Source organism: Spirulina sp. CCY15215, assembly GCF_016888125.1.
Taxonomy (GTDB): Bacteria; Cyanobacteriota; Cyanobacteriia; order Cyanobacteriales; family Spirulinaceae; genus CCY15215.
Map to the genome: position 1 here is coordinate 1 of NZ_JACSWA010000615.1, position 17,971 is coordinate 17,971.

16 protein-coding genes are annotated in these 17,971 nt (G+C 42.6%); 10 read left to right on the forward strand and 6 right to left on the reverse strand.

Annotated elements, in window-relative coordinates; genetic code table 11:
• Positions 1-37: 37 nt before the first annotated feature.
• Together JUI58_RS25315 and JUI58_RS25320 are read right to left on the reverse strand one after the other, a co-directional pair.
• Positions 38-448, reverse strand: a complete 411-nt coding sequence (locus JUI58_RS25315) for a hypothetical protein (protein ID WP_204106639.1) — start codon at positions 446-448, stop codon at positions 38-40.
• A gap of 122 nt (positions 449-570) precedes the next feature.
• Positions 571-1,530, reverse strand: coding sequence for a ribose-phosphate pyrophosphokinase (locus JUI58_RS25320; RefSeq protein ID WP_239121715.1), 960 nt, complete (start codon positions 1,528-1,530; stop codon positions 571-573).
• Between the two features lie 492 nt (positions 1,531-2,022).
• On the opposite strand from JUI58_RS25320, the gene JUI58_RS25325 reads away from it, so the two are divergent.
• On the forward strand, positions 2,023-3,954 hold the full coding sequence (locus tag JUI58_RS25325) for a serine/threonine-protein kinase (protein WP_204106641.1): 1,932 nt from the start codon (positions 2,023-2,025) through the stop codon (positions 3,952-3,954).
• A 24-nt stretch (positions 3,955-3,978) separates the two neighbouring features.
• Here the strand turns inward: JUI58_RS25325 and gshB are convergent, their stop codons facing one another.
• Positions 3,979-4,944, reverse strand: a complete 966-nt coding sequence (gene gshB, locus JUI58_RS25330) for a glutathione synthase (protein ID WP_204106642.1) — start codon at positions 4,942-4,944, stop codon at positions 3,979-3,981.
• A 201-nt stretch (positions 4,945-5,145) separates the two neighbouring features.
• Here gshB and JUI58_RS25335 point away from each other — a divergent pair, with 201 nt between their 5' ends.
• Positions 5,146-6,531: a DNA cytosine methyltransferase gene (locus JUI58_RS25335; protein ID WP_204106643.1), complete on the forward strand. Its 1,386-nt coding sequence runs from the start codon at positions 5,146-5,148 to the stop codon at positions 6,529-6,531.
• Here JUI58_RS25335 and JUI58_RS25340 read toward each other — a convergent pair.
• Positions 6,524-7,159: an ABC transporter ATP-binding protein gene (locus JUI58_RS25340; RefSeq protein ID WP_204106644.1), complete on the reverse strand. Its 636-nt coding sequence runs from the start codon at positions 7,157-7,159 to the stop codon at positions 6,524-6,526. The genes JUI58_RS25335 and JUI58_RS25340 overlap by 8 nt on opposite strands.
• 232 nt (positions 7,160-7,391) lie before the next feature.
• Between JUI58_RS25340 and JUI58_RS25345 the strand changes: the two genes are divergently transcribed.
• The 3 genes from JUI58_RS25345 to JUI58_RS25355 all read left to right on the forward strand — a co-directional run bounded on the left by JUI58_RS25345 (position 7,392) and on the right by JUI58_RS25355 (position 11,158).
• Entirely contained in the window at positions 7,392-8,312 is a 921-nt protein-coding gene (locus tag JUI58_RS25345) for a Sll0314/Alr1548 family TPR repeat-containing protein (RefSeq protein ID WP_204106645.1), read from the forward strand.
• A 212-nt stretch (positions 8,313-8,524) separates the two neighbouring features.
• Positions 8,525-9,475, forward strand: a complete 951-nt coding sequence (locus tag JUI58_RS25350) for an N-acetylmuramoyl-L-alanine amidase (protein ID WP_204106646.1) — start codon at positions 8,525-8,527, stop codon at positions 9,473-9,475.
• A 30-nt stretch (positions 9,476-9,505) separates the two neighbouring features.
• Positions 9,506-11,158 (forward strand): N-acetylmuramoyl-L-alanine amidase, encoded by a 1,653-nt coding sequence (locus tag JUI58_RS25355; RefSeq protein ID WP_204106647.1) that lies wholly within the window; start codon positions 9,506-9,508, stop codon positions 11,156-11,158.
• A 126-nt stretch (positions 11,159-11,284) separates the two neighbouring features.
• On the opposite strand, the gene JUI58_RS25360 is transcribed toward JUI58_RS25355, so the two are convergent.
• Positions 11,285-11,644, reverse strand: a complete 360-nt coding sequence (locus JUI58_RS25360) for a DUF6464 family protein (RefSeq protein WP_204106648.1) — start codon at positions 11,642-11,644, stop codon at positions 11,285-11,287.
• Positions 11,645-11,785: 141 nt separating this feature from the next.
• Between JUI58_RS25360 and JUI58_RS25365 the strand changes: the two genes are divergently transcribed.
• The 3 genes from JUI58_RS25365 to JUI58_RS25375 all read left to right on the forward strand — a co-directional run bounded on the left by JUI58_RS25365 (position 11,786) and on the right by JUI58_RS25375 (position 16,448).
• The gene (locus JUI58_RS25365; protein WP_204106649.1) at positions 11,786-12,976 is read left to right on the forward strand and encodes a DUF4350 domain-containing protein; all 1,191 of its coding nucleotides are present in this window, start codon (positions 11,786-11,788) and stop codon (positions 12,974-12,976) included.
• A gap of 128 nt (positions 12,977-13,104) precedes the next feature.
• Positions 13,105-14,580: a glucosylglycerol-phosphate synthase gene (gene ggpS, locus JUI58_RS25370; protein WP_204106650.1), complete on the forward strand. Its 1,476-nt coding sequence runs from the start codon at positions 13,105-13,107 to the stop codon at positions 14,578-14,580.
• Positions 14,581-15,179: 599 nt separating this feature from the next.
• Entirely contained in the window at positions 15,180-16,448 is a 1,269-nt protein-coding gene (locus tag JUI58_RS25375) for a glycosyltransferase family 4 protein (RefSeq protein ID WP_348539975.1), read from the forward strand.
• Positions 16,449-16,461: 13 nt separating this feature from the next.
• Here the strand turns inward: JUI58_RS25375 and JUI58_RS25380 are convergent, their stop codons facing one another.
• Complete coding sequence (locus tag JUI58_RS25380; RefSeq protein ID WP_204106652.1) at positions 16,462-17,034, reverse strand: hypothetical protein; 573 nt, start codon at positions 17,032-17,034, stop codon at positions 16,462-16,464.
• Positions 17,035-17,392: 358 nt separating this feature from the next.
• On the opposite strand from JUI58_RS25380, the gene JUI58_RS25385 reads away from it, so the two are divergent.
• Positions 17,393-17,605 (forward strand): hypothetical protein, encoded by a 213-nt coding sequence (locus JUI58_RS25385; RefSeq protein WP_204106653.1) that lies wholly within the window; start codon positions 17,393-17,395, stop codon positions 17,603-17,605.
• 116 nt (positions 17,606-17,721) lie between these two features.
• Positions 17,722-17,970 (forward strand): DUF4160 domain-containing protein, encoded by a 249-nt coding sequence (locus JUI58_RS25390; RefSeq protein WP_204106654.1) that lies wholly within the window; start codon positions 17,722-17,724, stop codon positions 17,968-17,970.
• Position 17,971 lies beyond the last annotated feature (1 nt).

A 17,971-nucleotide genomic window follows, 5' to 3' on the forward strand; every position in this document is an offset into this window, starting at 1 on the left:
TAAATAACGTAGCGATTTCTCGCTGAGTCTGGTCAGGTTAGGGCTTTTTCAAGCTCCCGCTAGAGTCCGGAGGACTTAGCGGTGAGTTCCTGACTTCTTCATCCAGTTCTTTGCGAGAAGTTGCAATATGTTCCAAAACTTCCTCAAATAATGGGTTATCCTTAAACATTCCTGCAAACTGCATCCAAGGATGTTCTTTTTGGGGTTGAGAAACTTCTACCTCAAAAGAAACAATCTCGCGATCGCGCAACTGTTCTGTTACAATTTGATACAAGGCTTGCAATGCTTCCTCTTTCGTGTTGGCTTCAGCTTGACACTCCGGCCAACCCAAAACCCTCGCTTTAACTTTGCCTGTTTTAGCTTTTCCTGCTGTTTGATAGTCCACCAGCACGTTATAACTAGACTTTACCGAAGATTGCGGAAGCAATGTGACAGATTGAGCATTCATGGTCGTAATATAATTTGCAATTTTGAGTTATATTCCTATAATAATTGGACATTGAAAAAAGAGGGTTTTAATGTTAACCCTCCATTCTAACTCTAATTGATAATTGTTCCTTAAGATTTAAACTAGCGGAACATACTGCTTACCGAACTATCTTCGTGAATGCGCCAAATAGTTTCACCAATCAAATTTGCTACAGAAAGGACCGTTAACTGTTTGAATTGTTTAGAATCGGGAACAGGAACAGTATTGGTGACAATAACTTCCTCTAGTACACCACTTGAAAGACGCTCGATCGCCGGAGGAGAAAAGACAGCATGAGTTGCACAAGCATAAACCTGACGCGCCCCTTCTTCCCGTAAAAACTTCGCACCTTCGGTAATTGTTCCCGCAGTATCGATCATATCATCGACCAAAACCGCCGTTTTTCCCCTCACGTCACCGATCACATTCATAACCTCAGCAACATTGTGAGCTTGGCGGCGCTTGTCAATAATGGCAAGAGGAGCATCATTTAACTTCTTAGCAAATGCCCTCGCCCTAGCAACTCCGCCAACATCGGGAGAAACAACGACTAAATCGTGTAAATTTTTACTTCGCAGATACTTTAATAGCACCGGAGAACCATAAACATGATCGAAAGGAATATCAAAATAGCCTTGAATTTGAGCGGAATGTAAGTCCATAGCCAAAACGCGATCGGCACCGGCTTCCGTCACTAAATTCGCCACCAGTTTCGCAGCAATGGATTCTCGTCCGGCGGTTTTGCGATCGGCCCTAGCATAAGAATAATAGGGAATCACCGCCGTAATTTGTCTGGCAGAAGCCCGACGACAGGCATCGATCACGATCAATAATTCCATTAAATGATCGTTAACCGGATAACTACAGGGTTGAATTAAGTAGACATCGCACCCTCGAATCGATTCTTGAATTTGGACGTAGAGTTCTCCATCAGCAAAGCGCTTGCGGATCATCGGTCCTAAATCCATTCCCAAATAACGGGCAATTTCTTGCGCGAGGGGAATGTTTGCTGAACCCGAAAATAGCCGAAGACGATTATTATCGGAAAGGGGGGTCAGCATTGTCTGGAGATTAACAGTTGCAATACGGCTCACGGGCAAATTCTCGAACCTCATTTCATCGGGATCTTACCATCCAGATTATGCTATGAGAGAATTTATTTTGATGAAGAAAAACGAAAGTTTATTAAAGATAAGATAAAGTTGAAAAAGTAAAGATCGTGTTGGGGAATTTGAGGGAAAAACCTCTAAATTACTGAGAATTCCCATTGTGTTACCCAGAAATTACTGTTAATTTTCATCCTAAATCGGACGTAAGGATGCAAAATTGAAAGAGAAATGTCCGAAATTCCTAGGACTTACGCAGCTAGGGAGGACTTACGCAGCTAGGGAGGACTTACGCAGCTAGGGAGGACTTACGCAGCTAGGGAGGACTTACGCAGCTAGGGAGCGAGACGCTCCCACTACCTGATAATGGAGGTAGTGCGGGCATCTTGCTCGCTGTTTTTACAAAACTGAGATACACCCCAGAAAACTTCCCCATATCGCATACCCATGTCATTCACGCCAAATAAACTCTTAAATCAACGTTACCGCCTCAACAAAATTTTGGGTCGAGGGGGGTTTGGCAGCACCTATCTCGCTGAGGATACGGGGCGTTTTAATGAATTGTGCGCTTTAAAAGAAATTATTCCCGATCGCACTTCTCCGGAAATCCTCGCTAAGTCGCGACAACTCTTTCAACGGGAAGCAGCGACTCTTTACAAACTGCAACACCCCCAAATCCCTCAATTTCGCGCCAGTTTTGAGGAGGAGGGTAGTTGGTTTTTGGTGCAGGATTACATTGAAGGGAAAACTTTGCGGGAATTATTGCGATCGCGTTTGGCGGAGGGGATACTCTTTTCTGAGGCTGAGGTATTGCGATTATTGCAGCAAATTCTGCCAGTTTTGGACTATCTCCACGGCGAGGGCATTATTCATCGGGATATCTCCCCAGAAAATATCATTGTGCAGGAAAGCGATGGTTTGCCCGTGTTGATCGATTTTGGCGTGGTGAAAGAATTAGTCACCCAGATTCAATCTCCCCACCGTCCCGAGGGGGCGACGGTGGTGGGCAAAATTGGCTATTCCCCTAGCGAACAATTTCAACGGGGAGAAGCCTATCCCAGTAGCGATCTCTATAGTTTGGCCGCAACAATGGTGGTGTTAATGACAGGGCGGGAACCGAGGGATTTATTCGATCAAGAAAAATTGGCTTGGCATTGGCAACGCTGGATACAAATTAGCGACCCTTTGGGGACGATTTTAGAGAAGATGTTGAGTCAGCGACCAGGCGATCGCTATCCTTCGGCACAAGCTGTTTTACAAGCATTCCAGGGCGATTTTGTTCCCACCCAGCCCCCTCCCGCAGAACTTTCCCAAATGGCGACGATCGCCGTGGGAGGAACTTCTCCGACGACTTCCCCTCGGACTAATATTTCCACCCAGGTTCCTTCGGTTCCCACAGCGCAAAAAGGTCGCTTCGATCCTCTGTTATTTTTGGGGATGACTCTGATTATTAGTTTTGTGGCGGGGTTAGGGTCTTGGAGTTTGGTGAATTGGTGGATCGACTCGCGATCGCCCCAAATGGAGGAGGAAACCTCTTTTCCTACTCCCTCTTCCCCCATGCCCACAACCTCCCCGTCTCCCACCCCTACACCCTCGCCTACTCCCACTCCTACCCCAAAACCTCCTAGTATTTCCGAACGAAACATCGATCTCGTTGTGGGCAAAACTTTTACAGACCGATCGGCTTTAGAGAAAAAAGAAGACCGCATTCGCTACAATTTTTCGGCGGAAGAAGGGCAAACCTTGGAGGCGATCGCCAGAAGCGGTGGCGTGTGGATGACTATACTCGACTCTCAAGGACAGAACTTAAGTTCCGAAACGACTAATGTACAGAGTTGGGAAGGAACATTTCCGAAAACAGGAAAGTACGCGATCGAACTTGCAGCGATTCCCAATGTGCCTCAAGATAATTATCGCTATCGATTAACGTTGCTGCTTACCAACCCCGATCGCCCCGATCCCGAACCATCCCCCACGCCTACACCCGAACCATCCCCCACTCCTACACCCGAACCGACTCCCACGCCTAAACCATCTCCCACTCCCCAAACACAACAACCCCGCTACGATGTGGAACCTGTGGAAGTTTCTCCCAATATTGAAGGGTCTAAAACGCAACTATTTGGGACAACTTCTCCCGATCGCATCAAGCGTTATTTGGTGTTTGTGGAAAAGGGACAAACATTATCTGCCGAAATGCAGTCCGGTCGCGCCACCATGAATATTTACTATCCCAATGGTCAATTGATGGAAGAGGCCGAAAAGGTTGTTTTATGGCAAATTGAAGCGCCGCGATCGGGGGATTATAAAATTGATATTATCGCGGCAGAATCTACGGATTTTGCCCTAGATGTCCGAGTGAAAGCTGTTGGACAATGAACAATTATCAAGAATATATATATTTCAGGTTATAACAGAAACAATCCATTTAATTACTTGTTTTCCTAAAGAAACATTATCGAGAAGATCGATTTCTCGGATTCCTGTGGGACTGGTGACATTGACTTCTGTTAAATAGCCACCAATAATATCTAAACCCACAAAATATAAACCATCTTCTTTTAATTTAGGTGCAACTACACGACAAATCTGGCGATCGCGATCGGTAATTTCCGTTTTTGCGACTCGTCCCCCCACCGCCATATTCCCCCGAAATTCTTTCCCCACAGGAATGCGATTAACTGCACCAATTGGTTCTCCCTCTAAGACAATAATACGCTTATCTCCCTCAGAAGCGGCGGGTAAATATTCCTGAATCATCACCGGTTCTTGTCCCCAATGGGTGCTAATTTCAATCAGAGAATTGAGATTGCGATCGCCTTCTTGCAAAAACAAAATCCCCTCTCCTCCTTTCCCATCTAAAGGCTTTAAAACCCCGGCTCCTTTTTTACCGACAAACTCTAAAATCACTTGTTTATCTTGAGAAACAATAGTTTCGGGCATTACCGAAGGGAAATTTAGAGTATATAATTTCTCATTAGCAGCCTGTAATCCTCTGGGACGATTAACTACCAAGGTTTTTACGGGATCGATAAGATCGAGAATTTGCGTAACATAAAGATAGGGAATTGTCACGGGAGGGTCTTTCCGCATTAAGACAGCATCCATTGTTTCTAGGGGCTGCAAACTCCCTTCTCCGAGGTGATACCATTGTTCCTTTGCCACCCAGCGATCGCCTTTCTGCTCGACAGGTGTTAAACTGACAGATTGTAGAAAACCCCAGGCTTGTCCGGCGATAATACTGAGGCGATTCACTTCTGTTATCCAGACCTCATGTCCTAATTGTTGTGCGCTTTCCATCATGGCCACGGTGCTATCGTGACCTGGAATGAGGAGGGAAATGGGGTCGATAATAAATAAGAATTTCACGCTTTCTTCTCTTATTGTAAACTGTAAAATTACAAACCGTAAATGTTTGAGATTGCCAGCATTAACTCTCCTCAGTTTACGCCCTATATATGACAGAAGGCAAGATTAATTTTAATTAATCTCTAAATTGACAATTGCTAAAAATAATGATACGCTTGCTCTCTAGGAATTTCTGAGATAGATATAGGCGAGATAAACAAAATGATTATTCAAGAACCAGAACGTCCTATTGCGATCGATTTATTTGCAGGGGCGGGAGGAATGACACTCGGTTTTGAACAAGCTGGATTTGATGTTCTGTTATCCGTTGAAATCGATCCCATTCACTGTGCTATTCATCAATTTAATTTTCCCTTTTGGGAGGTTCTTTGTAAAAGTGTAGTTGAATTAACGGGAGAGGAAATTAGAAGCTATCCATTTATAAAAAAGCGAGATATAGACGTTATTTTTGGCGGTCCTCCTTGTCAGGGATTTTCATTAATGGGGAAGCGAGTGCTTGAGGATCCTAGAAATTCACTGGTATTTCATTTTTTGCGGATTATTAATGAATTAAAACCGAAATATTTTGTGATGGAAAATGTGGCTGGGCTAACTGTTGGTCAATCTAAGCAAATTCTCTTAGAAATTATTGCCTCGTTTAAAGAATGTGATTATGATATTAAAGAAGATTATCAAGTTCTTAACGCTGCGTTTTTTGGCGTACCTCAAAGCCGAGAGAGATTATTTTTAATTGGGTGTCGAAAAGGCTTAGAATTACCCGAATATCCCCAGCCAATAACCAAACCCCGTAAAGGGAAATCCCTCTCAAAATTATTCCCCGATCTCAATCTTCCTCATACTCCCACTGTTTGGGATGCGATCGGAGATTTACCGGAAGTTGAAAGATATTCCGAATTGTATAAAAGAGATTGGGTAAAAGGAAAATTTGGCAAACCCAGTCCCTATGCAGAAAAACTTAGGGGATTGCAAAAAGATAATAATGATTATTCATACAATCGTAAATATGATGCAAGAATATTAACATCAAGTTTGAGAACTAAACATACGCAAAAATCAATCGCTAGATTTGAGAAAACAAAACCGGGCGAAACCGAGAAAATTAGTAGATTTTTGAAACTCGATCCCGAAGGAATTTGTAATACCCTTAGAGCAGGAACTCCTAGCAGTCGAGGGGCGCATACATCTCCTCGACCTATTCATCCTTTTACCCCTCGATGTATTACAGTAAGAGAAGCTGCTCGCTTGCATTCTTATCCAGATTGGTATCAATTTCATGTCACAAAATGGCATGGATGTAGACAAATTGGCAACTCTGTTCCTCCTTTACTGGCTAAATCTGTCGCCTCGCAAATCATTAAAGTTCTCGGTATATCTCCCTCTCAACCTGAACAGGTTATAAGTTTTCGAGAAAAACAGCTTATTCAATTTAATATGTCAAAAGCTGCCGAGTTTTATGGTGTCGATCCTCATGTTATAGAGCCAAGAATTAGAAAGTTGCGATTGGGTGCATCTCAAATTTGCGAATTGAACAGATCTTCTCATACAAAATTCCCGAAAGAAGCGATCGCCATGTTATTTATTAGTTAATATCGATCGCCTTTAAAGTCCCCGTTTCAATGCGCCAACTGCGATCGGCAATCTTAGCCAAGCCTTCTGCATCATGTGTCACTACCAACAAGGTCCAATGCTGTTTCAATTTTTCCAACAATTTCACCACCTGACGGCGGATCGACCAATCTAAACCCGCCGTGGGTTCATCTAAGAGTAGAATGTTAGGTTGACGGATTAATTGCACGGCAAGGGCGAGGCGGCGTTGCTGTCCGCCACTGAGGACATGAGGCGATGTAGAAAAGGAAAGATGGTCTAAACCAACTTCTGACAGGGTTGTTTTTACCTGTTCCAAACCTAGTTCAGGATGACCGAGACGCAACTCCTCTAAGATCGTTCCTCCGCAAAAATGCCGTTCGGGAAACTGAAATACCAAACCTGCTAAATACTGTAAATCGTAAGCGTCTAGTTCTTGTTCTCCCCAAGTAATTTCTCCTTGAGTTCGTTCTGCAAGTCCCGCCAAAAGTTCCAAGAGGGTTGATTTTCCTGAACCACTCAACCCAACGATTAAACCGAGTTCTTGCGGTGCGAGTTCGAGGTTAATATTTTTCAGGATCGGGTCGGGGGTTGCCGGAGGATGATAGGTTAAATTCTTCAGATGGAGCATTTAGGGGAAATGATGAATGATGAATGATGAGGGATGAATTTACTATTTCTAGATTAAAAGGGAAATTCTGAATTGCTATTGAACACTGAAAAAAGGAACTCGAGTAAACAGAAGTTCGTCAGTCAGAGTGCCAGAGGCGAGAGTAACCTAAAAGTGTACTTGCAATTCTCTTTTTCCTCTTGTTTATCTTCCCTTTCCTTGTGGCTTTGTAAATGTTTTGGAAATTTTCATGATGAAACGACGATTGAAACCCTCCCGATTTTTTTCTCTTCTCCTATCTTCTCCGATCGCGATCGCCTTGAGTGGTTGGGGATCTCTAGCTTTAGCGGGAGATCCTTTTCAGCGCATCCCGGAAAAACCGATCGGAGATGCAACGGAAGAGGCCTTTGATGCGATGTTCAAAGATGGAGATTATCGCAAGGCCGATCGCCTCATTGATGCAGCACTTCGCGAAGATGGCGACGAACCCCTAGCTTATGCCCTCCGTGCTGGTCTGGCTTACAATCAGGGGGAATGGCAAGTTATGCTCACTCACGGCAAAAAAACGAAAGAAGCCGCAGAAAGATTAATGGCTAGAGATCCCATGCGAGGTAATCTTTATAAAGGCGTTGGTTTGATGCTGGAAGGCGCTTACGATGTCTTACAAAATAAGAACTATCTTGGGGCAGTTCCCAAACTACAGGCTATTTTCCAAGCCTTTGATGCGGCTAAAGCTGCCGATGCTAACGATCCGGAGTTGAATTTGGCAAAAGGCTATATGGAGTTACTCCTCGCCGTTAATTTACCCTTTTCTAGTCCAGATACGGCGATTGAAAACTTTCAACGCACTGCGAAACCAGATTATTTGGTCGATCGCGGCTTGGCTTTAGCATACCGGGATTTAGGAAGATTTCAACAAGCATTAGACCATGTTGAACGGGCGCGATCGCAAACAGCAGATAATCCAGAAATTACTTACCTTAAGGCGCAAATTCTGCACGAACTGGGTAAAATAGACGGAAATCATCAACCTAATCTGGTTCGAGAAGCGATTAAACTGTTCGATGATGCTTTAGGTGAAATTGAGCAGTTTCCCAATCCTGAAGTCAATAAGAGGCAACTCGAGCGAGAAAAAGATATTGCGAAACGGTGGCTTGAAGAGAAGGGCTATTAAACAGGGGAGATGTCAAAGACGATCGCGCTTAAAAATCCCAAAGGCGATCGCTAATCCCACAAAATAAGACTTTTCCCCTTGTACTAATTATCTCGATCGCCAAACGCGATCGGGATTTTTTAACTTAATTTAACTTAACTTAAAGCTGGCATCAACAGATATCGAAGCTCAAAGACTTATAATAAAGGCGATCGCATTGGAGGTCGGAAATCTTGAAATTTGGCATTGATATGGGACACAATGCACCTCCAGATACGGGGGCTGTGGGCATTCGGCGAGAAGATGACTTAACCAAAGCAGTGGGGACGCAAGTGATCGCCAAGTTACAAAACTTGGGTTATAGCGTTGTCAACTGTAACCCTAGTTGGGCTTCTAGCGTTCTCGACTCCCTCAGAAAACGGGTGCAAGCGGCCAATTCAAACCGCGTTGATATTTATGTTTCCATTCATTTTAATGCGTTTAACGGACGAGCAAGCGGTACGGAGGTATTTGCCACCAGTTCCGCAGGACGGAAAATTGCTGCACCTGTCCTTAACAATGTCGTGGCCTTGGGATATTACAATCGCGGCGTTAAAAATGGCTCTCACTTATATGTATTAAAAAATACAGCCATGCCAGCGATTTTGGTTGAGTGCTGCTTTATTGACTCGCGGCGGGATATGGATTTATATAATACAGAGTCCATGGCCAATGCGATCGTCAAGGGATTAACAGGAGTTAGTCCAGTTCAGGCACCTCCCTCCAATCAAGGAAATCCTAGTTCGCCTATCTCGGCAAACCCAGAGGTTCTCAAACTGCAAAAAGCCCTCAATCGCTTGCAAATTCGCGATCGCAATGGTAAAGCCTTAGTTGAAGATGGCATTACTGGACCTGCAACCCAATCGGCAACCGATCGCTTTCATAGCATCATGGACTTACAAACCCTCAGTGCAGCCAGTGCCGCAACTTGGAAGGCGATCGAGGAGATTTTTGAACGCCCGATTTTGCGCCCTTCTCATGCCACAGGAAAAGCAGTGCGCTACCTCCAGTTTCGCATCAGCAGCGCGATCGATGGGATTTTCGGTCCGAATACCGCAGCAGCCGTTAAACGCTACCAACAAAGCAATCATTTAACCGTTGATGGTATTGTCGGTCCGCAAACATGGAATAAATTGATTGGCTAGTATTTATTGTTCACTTAAAGGAGATAAATTATGAAATTCGGTATTGATATGGGTCATAATGCCCCTCCCGATACGGGCGCTTCCTCCAGATTTGGTAGCGAGGATCAATTGACCAAGGCGATCGGCACTCTCATTATTAATAAACTACAGGCTCTGGGACACGAAGCAGTAAACTGTAATCCTAGCAGTGCCAGTAGCGTCCTCGACTCTCTACGCAAGCGAGTTAATACCGCTAATAGTCAAAAAGTTGATATTTATGTTTCCATTCACTTTAATGCTTTTAATGGTAGCGCCAATGGAACGGAAATTTATGCCATTAGCGATGCTTCTCGGCGCATTGCAGCCCCAATTTTAAAAAATATTATCGATTTGGGCTTCTTCGATCGCAAGGTTAAAAATGGCTCTCATCTCTATGTTTTAAAAAATACGGCCATGCCTGCCATTCTAATTGAATGCTGCTTTATTGATTCTGAAAAGGATATGAAGCGCTACAATACTGAGGCGATGACTAATGCGATCGTTAAAGGATTAGCGGGTAAACTCCCAGAAGAAAAACCGAATACTCCTAAAGTTCAGGAAAGGCAAACTTTAGACTTACAAAAAGCGCTCAATCGCTTACAAATTCGCGATTCTAATGGTAAGGCTTTAAAAGAAGATGGGATTTCCGGAAGTAGTACCGAATCTGCAACCCAAAAGTTTCATCAATTGATGGGAATTAATGCTTCGGGTCGCCCAGTTTCTCTGACTTGGAAGGCGATCGACGAAATTATTTCTCAGCCAGTATTGCGCCCCAATCATGCGGAAGGTTTAGCCGTCCGTTATGTTGAATATCGGGTTGGTTCCGAAATTGATGGAGTTTACGATGCCAAAACCGTTGAAGCAGTTGAAAATTATCAAAGACAGCAAGGACTAACTGTAGATGGCATTATTGGTGGGCAAAGTTGGAGTAAACTCTTCGGTCAACCCAAACCCAATTTAGCTGTAGAAATTATTCGCGATACGGTCTTCAAACAAGAACCTATTGATAGTTCCCAGATTGCCGATCCCAATCAAAAATATCCGATTAAAGAAGGAGAAGTACTGGCACTACACAGTTGGAAAGAAGAAGGAAATCATGTCAAACTGGCACTGCTTGAAGAAACATTTAATGGCTTTAATACTTGGTATGCCTTTGTCGATCACATCGAGATTTTGCAAGATGGGGAACCCTTGCAGCAACAACCCGAAGAAGAAGCCCCGCAAATGACCGATCGCGGCGATTCTTTCCATTTACCAGGCTATACAAGTACCTTTTTCCTCAACGATCCGATTATTCCCAACGGTAGTTTTTTCTGGCGAGAAGCAACTCACAACGGTCAGCGCATTCCTCAAACAAAAGCTCACGTAGACAATATTATCGCTTTAGCTACGCGCCTAGAAGATGTGCGAGAACGTTTGGGAGGGTTTCCTCTCACAATAACAAGTTGGTATCGTCCCGAACCTTGGAACTCTCAAGCAGGAGGAGCCCGGTATTCTCGCCATAAAATCGGTCAAGCGGTGGATATATTGCGATCGGGCATGACGGGACGACAAATGGCCACAAAATTGCAAAATTGGCCGGGGGGAATGGGAATTTATAGCAACTATACTAATCTCCTCCATCTTGATATTCGTCCCTATCGCGCTCGTTGGGGAGGAGCTTGATCAGTTAGAGACTAGCTGTTTTTAACCTTACCTATTTTTACCGCTCCTAACCCTTCCTTACAAAAGGAAGGGTACTTTATTAACAGGTAGGTATTTTATTACCTACAAAAGACTACAAAAGAATTGTTAGCAAATACTTTGCTCAAAAGACCGGCACCCCAAACAGGGACCTTCAGGATTCACCGCACAGCGCAAGAGTTCCGATCGCGCATTAAAGCGGCATTTTGCATCACCAATAATCCAATGTCCATTAATTTGAGTTCGTTCCTGGGGGGTTTTTGCCGATTGAACGTAAATAGAAATTTTGTGGAGGCGATAACCCTCAATTTTGTAGCGATAGTGATGATGACGTTCTAAAACCGCGTAGGTTTTGCCTGCAAGAGCCAAATAGTTCCCTGGTTGCGGCATCCAATCAAGATAGACTTCCCCCAAATTCTCTCGGGGGTGTGTCAAAATAATCTCTGTGGGCAATGAATCTTGCTCCATAGCATTGTCATTGTATTTTTTAGACTACATCTAAACCAGTGTAACGCAATTTAACAGTGAGTTCTTCACCCTTCACAATCATTCAATGTAAAGCCGTTCCCCGCTATCGCGATCGGGACGGGGTTTCTACCCATTTTTTCGATGAATTTCCACAGGAAATCAATCAAATTTGGCGCGATCGCGCTATTTATCGTTATTTTAATAACTTTAATCGTTGCACCAAACAATAGTACCAATCAGAGCGGTTCAACCTATAATCGCGCTCCAGATGGCTATGGCGCATGGTATGAATTTATCCAAAACGAATGGAGAGAAGATAATAACATTAAGATTCAGCGCTGGCAAAAATCTTCACTGCCGTCCCAAACTAAAGATGAAAACCCAATAACATTAGTTCAGATTTATAGTGAGCCAATTTACTCTCAATCGGATTCATCTAACGATCTTGAGTCTTCTTTCTTTTCAGATAGCCTTAAAAAATGGCTCAAAAAAGGGAATACTATTGTTATTTTAGGATGGTATCAACCTTCCAGTAAAGCTATTTTTAAAACTCAACATTCTACAGTATTTGGAACAATAGAAATTGAAACAACACGACGAGCTATAAATCGAAAAGAGATATTACTTGGCGATGATTTTGGTGCGATTGTTTGGTACAAAAAAATCGGTAAAGGACAAGCTATTTTTACGACCACTCCCTATCTAGCAGCTAATGCTTATCAAGATAGTCTGGCAAATTATAAGTTTCTCTCTAATATTGTTCTTCATCCCAATGTAAAAACGTCTAAAAATAAAACAATTGAAGTTAAGTTGCAAAACCAAAATAACATTCCTAGAACTATTTTTATTGATGAATATATTCATGGATACCAAGACAAAGAAACTATCCAACAAGGTGAAAAAGATAGCGTCTTAAAATATTTTTACCAAACCTCTCTGCTTCCCGTATTTATTCAAGGAATTGTGATTATTGTTTTGACAATTTTTGCTCTCAATCGTCGCTTTGGAAAACCCCAACAGTTTAAGCCTAAGATTCTCAATAATTCTCGTGTCTATATTGAAGCCCTCGCCGCAGTATTACAAAAAGCGGCTAATCATGACTTTGTGATTGATATTGTTGGCAAAGAAGAACAACTTCAATTGCAAAAAAAATTGGGTTTAGATAATCAATTATTAGATGACAAAACTTTAATTGACGCTTGGGTTCAACAAACTGGAAAACCAGCAAAACTATTAGAAGAAGTGATGAAAATCAAATTGAACTCTAGTCAAATTGGAGAAGTTCAATTGCTCAAATGGTTACAAAAATGGCAAGAAATTTACCGTAGCTAATTTATGGAGTGCGATCGCGCCAACTTTACAAAACTTGGAAATTGTGCTATGCTGAAAACTGGACACATAGGTACATTTGTACGAAATTAAAGGCACGTTAAAGATAACATTCGCCCAAAAGAAAAGCCATGAAATCTGATTTAGTCATCCTCTACCACAGAGAACCTTACGATGAAGTCATTGAAAATGGCGTAATTCGTTACCAACCGAAAAAAAGTCCCAATGGGATTCTTCCCACCCTAAAAAGTTTTTTTGCCAACGCTAACCGAGGAACTTGGATTGCTTGGAAACAAGTCAATGCTAAACAAAAAGCAAAATTTGAAAAGAAAGTAAGTATTGAAGGTGAAGGAAATTATAGTGTTTTTCGCATTCCTTTAAGTGCAAATCAAGTCAAACACTTCTATCATATTACTTCCAAAGAAGCCTTCTGGCCAATTCTCCACTCTTTCCCTTATCATTTCACTTCAGAAAGTTCCGACTGGAAAAATTTTCAAGAAATCAATAAGTTGTTTGCTGAAGCAGCTTGCGAAGAAGCCGAAGACGATGCCTTAATTTGGATTCACGATTACAATCTTTGGCTTGCTCCGGCTTACATCCGCCAGCAAAAACCCAATGCTCGCATTGCATTTTTCCATCATACTCCTTTTCCCTCCGTCGATATTTTTAATATTTTGCCCTGGCGAGAAGAGATTATCGAGAGTTTATTATGTTGCGATATTGTTGGCTTTCATATTCCTCGCTATTCGGAAAATTTTGTCAATGTTGCCCGCAGTTTGCGAGGGATTGAAATCGTCGAAACAAGTGACGTACCCGAACAGATGACTTCCGTAGGAATGGCGTTAGCAGAACCAGAAGTCATTAGCAAGATTCGCTATAAAGATCAACTGGTTAGGATTGATGCTTTTCCAGTGGGAACGAATCCGCAACATATTCTCAATATCTTAAATTTGGAAGAAACTCAACAACATATCGAACAGGTTCGGCAAGAATTAAATGGACGAAAATTAATTATTGCTGCGGGTCGCGTTGATTATGTTAAAGGTAATCAAGAAATGTTGGAAGCCTACGAACGTCTCTTAGAACGTCGCCCCGATCTGCATGGTAAAGTTAAATTTGTCATGACTTGTGTTTCGGCGGCGGCAGGAATGCGGATTTACAAAACTGCTCAAAATCAAATTGAACAAGCAGCCGGAAAAATTAATGGACGCTTTTCTAAACTGGATTGGACACCCATTTTACTCTTTACTCAACCCATTCCTTTTCACCACTTGATCGGTTTTTATAAGGCTGCTGATATTTGCTGGACAACACCATTGCGAGATGGTTTGAATTTAGTGGCTAAAGAGTATATTATTTCCCACGAGGGCAAAGATGGCGTACTGGTTCTTTCTGAGTTTGTTGGTGCTGCGGTAGAATTACCCCAAGCTGTTTTGACTAATCCCTACTCAACTCAGCGCATGGATAAGGCGATTGAGTTTGCTTTAAATATGCCAGTGGAGGAACAACGCGATCGCATGGAAAAAATGTACGCGACGGTGACAAAATATGATGTCAAATATTGGGCCGATCGCTTATTTGATTTATTTGAGCAAACCAAGCGGTAAAAGTTAATGAATCTATCATTTTCCGCCCTTTAAAAGCGCCGTCCCCTATCGTAATCTTCGATTCGATAGGGGATTCTCGGTATTTCTGCTAAACCAGAGAATCTCGAACTCAATCTGCAAAATCGAGGATCTTTAAAGATCCTCGATTTTCTGGGTCTAGAGATATTGATTTCTTATCATTCCCAACAAATTTAATTTTTCCAGAGAAAAAAAATATAAAGTTACAGTAAAGTCACCCAGATCAATTTTAGTAAAAATACGGAGAGCAGCGATCGCCATCTCTCCGAGAATTTTTGGTTGGCTCAAAGCGGGAATTTTTGTGCTACTCTCTCGATGGGTGCTAATTCAGTATTTTCTAGGAATGAATAGGTACAATTTTACGATAACCTTCAGTAGAACTCTAAAAAGATGAAGCACGTACTAAGTAGACTTGCCCTTGCCATTTATAAGAGAGATCAGTTATCAAGGATGAGTTCATAAGATTATACGGAAATCGATCTAGGGTAACGTGCAATCTGATTTTTGTGTGATTTTTAACTTTTTACGTGCATGAATTGAGAATGAGGAATCAACTAGACAAACATCTACCAAATCTCTTAGTGCTACCATCGACATCGATTAAGAGTAAATGCGAATATTCTAAACTTGCATCTAAACCCGGTAAAGTTCTTATTATTACGCAATTTTATCCTCCCGACTACGCAGCGACAGGACAATTAATTGCTGAACTTGCTTCACAATTGAGCAAGTTAGGGATGAAAATTAGTATTTTTACCGGACAGCCGGGGTATGCGTTTGATAAGAAATTTGCCCCCAAACGGGAAGTCTTAGAAAAAGTTGCCGTGCGGCGATCGCGAACCTCCAGGCTCTGGCCGCTACGAATTCGCGGACGAGCTATTAATGGGTTATTATTCTGCACTCGCGTGGCCATGCACCTGATTAAAAATTCCCACAGTCAGAATCTTTTTCTGTTTACCAGCGAACCTCCTTATTTGTCGGTGTTAGGATACTTAGCACATAAATGCTTTGGTATTCGTTATGTTTGTTTACTCTACGATCTCTATCCAGATGTCGCAGTTGCCTTGCAAGTCGTTCCTAAAAAACATAGTTTAGTTCGTTTTTGGGATTGGCTCAATCGCAAAATTTGGCAAAACGCGCGGGGAATTATTGTGCTAAGTTCCTCCATGAAAGCACGAGTTGTAGCGAAATGCCCAGAAGTAGAAGAGAAAGTGAGTGTTATTCCCAGTTGGGCTGATCCCGAGGCGATCGTGCCGATTAACAAACAAGACAACTGGTTTGCCCACCAGTTTGAACTTACCGATCGCTTCACCGTACAATATTCTGGCAATCTCGGTCGCTGTCACGATCTCGATACGATTTTAACTGCAGCAGAACTACTTCAGGAAGATTCCATTCAGTTCCTCTTTATCGGTCACGGAGCGCAATTGCAGGCTTGTCAGGATCGCGTTACCAGATTGGGACTCAAAAATTGTCGTTTTCTGCCTTATCAAGATAAATCCGTTTTGCCTTACTCTCTCACGGCTTGCGATCTTTCTTTGGTGAGTATTAGCCCTGGTTTAGAGGGATTAGTTGCTCCAAGCAAATTGTATGGAATTCTCGCTTCCGGTCGTCCTGTGGCAGCAGTTTGCGAATCTCATTCTTACCTGCGATCGCTACTAGAAGAAGCTCAATGCGGTGCCGCCTTTGATAATGGAGACGCAGAGGGATTGGCTCATTATATCCGCCATCTAGCCGATAATCCAGAAGTTAGCCGCACTTTAGGCAATTCCGGGAGAGACTATCTCAACGCCCATTTTACACCGGAAATTATTGCCAAACAATACTGTAGAGTCTTGGAGAATCGGTAGTTTGCTCCCTCTTCTACTTCAACAATTCCGTTAATTCCTTCGCGGATGTTCCTAAAATTCGAGCCAGAGTATTCATTTCTTTATTGCTAAAGCCATCGCGAATTTCCATAATTTCCTTCGTAGATTTGCCGAGAATGCGGGAGAGAACCTTGAGTTGCTCATCTGTTACCTCTTTACCGCGATAAATATCTCGTAACTCTTGCGGTGACAAACGATAAGAATTACAGAAGAAAACAAACTCTTTGTCACTAACATCAAGTTCTCTTTGGCGATCGCGCAAGAGAAAAGCAAGGGCCCTGGTGCCATGTTCGGGACGCTTGGCATTTTCCAGATAGCGCTCCATCAACTTAGTGACTTTAGCCGGATTTCCCCCCCTTTGCTTGAGCAAATCCGTACAAGCCATTTGTAATGCCTTGGTGAGAGTCTCGTTATCTTCATGAAGTTGTTCGTCTTCATTGAGAGTCTCGACAATTCTCGCAGCTATTTCCGGGCTACAGAAACCGACTTCTCGATCCTCATAAAAAATCGCAATATAGCTGCGATCGGCATTAAATTCAAGATGCAAGGGTTGATTGGTCTGTTTCATTAGCCTAATATTTTCCGATCGAGTTTGCAGATAAAACTATCGAGAAAAGGAGAGAGCAGTGCAAATTGCGCGAATAAACGCAGTAATTATCTCAATAATAGCGGCTTGCGTCCTCGGTTCGACCGCATTTCGCCAGAGAAATCGTTTCTATTGTAAACCACCGCGACGTTAATTTAGAGCGATCGCCTTGCTTCTTGCAAAATCAATACCTGCGAGGCATTTTGTCTTGGTGTTGTCCCGAACTTAGATTTTCGGTCGGTTTTTGACATTTACACAACAACTTTCCCTGCTCTTGTCTGCTTGACAATGCGAACGGGATTAGGAGAACTCCAGTGAGTACCGATTGTGAGAATTGGAGATGTCATCTTTATTGATAGAATTGATTCTCTTTGAGTTTAACACTGTGTGCGGAGAGGCGATCGCTCCCCTTATTTTACCAAAAACGAGATCGCACTTCCTTCTCGAACTATCCAAAAAGCGCGATCGCTTCTCTTTCTCCTACAATTTAAAAAGAGCGATCGCACTACTCGAAACAATAACAGCAATGCGTTCACGAAGTGTCTCAGAATGAAAATCGCTTCTCTTTCTGCTGCTATCTAAAAATGACGATCGCCTTCCTTGGGAAAATAACAGCAATGCGATATAATCTTAGTCAACATCCGAGGGTCATATTCTTTAGATCGAGCTATGCCAGAAATTACACGATTTTACGGAATAGTCATAAAAATATTTTTTGGAGATCATCCTCCACCTCACTTTCACGCAATTTATGGTGAGTATAATGCTTTAATTGGTATTGAATCTCTACAAATTATTGAAGGAGATTTACCCAATCGAGCCGAAAAAATGGTCTTAGAATGGGCAAATTTATACCAGAAAGATTTGTTGAATATTTGGAACACTCAAAATTTTGTAAAACTTCCACCATTAAAATAAT

Bases quoted from the DNA above. Each gene is read 5' to 3' on its own strand.
- JUI58_RS25320 (WP_239121715.1), bottom strand. From the start codon at position 1,530: ATGCTGACCCCCCTTTCCGATAATAATCGTCTTCGGCTATTTTCGGGT.
- JUI58_RS25315 (WP_204106639.1), bottom strand. From the start codon at position 448: ATGAATGCTCAATCTGTCACATTGCTTCCGCAATCTTCGGTAAAGTCT.
- JUI58_RS25360 (WP_204106648.1), bottom strand. From the start codon at position 11,644: ATGGAGCAAGATTCATTGCCCACAGAGATTATTTTGACACACCCCCGA.
- JUI58_RS25385 (WP_204106653.1), top strand. From the start codon at position 17,393: ATGTCATCTTTATTGATAGAATTGATTCTCTTTGAGTTTAACACTGTG.
- JUI58_RS25365 (WP_204106649.1), top strand. From the start codon at position 11,786: ATGAATTTCCACAGGAAATCAATCAAATTTGGCGCGATCGCGCTATTT.
- JUI58_RS25345 (WP_204106645.1), top strand. From the start codon at position 7,392: ATGAAACGACGATTGAAACCCTCCCGATTTTTTTCTCTTCTCCTATCT.
- JUI58_RS25335 (WP_204106643.1), top strand. From the start codon at position 5,146: ATGATTATTCAAGAACCAGAACGTCCTATTGCGATCGATTTATTTGCA.
- JUI58_RS25380 (WP_204106652.1), bottom strand. From the start codon at position 17,034: ATGAAACAGACCAATCAACCCTTGCATCTTGAATTTAATGCCGATCGC.
- JUI58_RS25325 (WP_204106641.1), top strand. From the start codon at position 2,023: ATGTCATTCACGCCAAATAAACTCTTAAATCAACGTTACCGCCTCAAC.
- JUI58_RS25340 (WP_204106644.1), bottom strand. From the start codon at position 7,159: ATGCTCCATCTGAAGAATTTAACCTATCATCCTCCGGCAACCCCCGAC.
- JUI58_RS25390 (WP_204106654.1), top strand. From the start codon at position 17,722: ATGCCAGAAATTACACGATTTTACGGAATAGTCATAAAAATATTTTTT.
- ggpS (WP_204106650.1), top strand. From the start codon at position 13,105: ATGAAATCTGATTTAGTCATCCTCTACCACAGAGAACCTTACGATGAA.
- JUI58_RS25355 (WP_204106647.1), top strand. From the start codon at position 9,506: ATGAAATTCGGTATTGATATGGGTCATAATGCCCCTCCCGATACGGGC.